Source organism: Paraburkholderia sp. BR10923 (assembly GCF_040948765.1).
In the GTDB taxonomy this organism is placed as follows: domain Bacteria; phylum Pseudomonadota; class Gammaproteobacteria; order Burkholderiales; family Burkholderiaceae; genus Paraburkholderia; species Paraburkholderia youngii.
Window position 1 is genome coordinate 1 of record NZ_JBFPKO010000218.1, and the last position, 255, is coordinate 255.

Below are 255 nucleotides of genomic sequence, written 5' to 3' on the forward strand. Positions count from 1 at the left end.
TGGATGGATTCGAACCATCGACCCCCGCCTTATCAAGACGGTGCTCTAACCGACTGAGCTACAGACCCCTGAGTCTGTCTGCGTTGCTTCTCTAAACCACAGCCGATAAGCGTGAGCGCTTGCGCAGCAATGCAAGCTCTGGAAAGGAGGTGATCCAGCCGCACCTTCCGATACGGCTACCTTGTTACGACTTCACCCCAGTCATGAATCCTACCGTGGTGACCGTCCTCCTTGCGGTTAGACTAGCCACTTCTG

The 255-nt window shown here is 55.3% G+C and carries 1 rRNA gene; it reads right to left on the minus strand.

The features are described 5' to 3' along the window. Window positions 1-142: 142 nt before the first annotated feature. Window positions 143-255, minus strand: a 16S ribosomal RNA gene (locus AB3X94_RS42185); the annotation flags it as partial.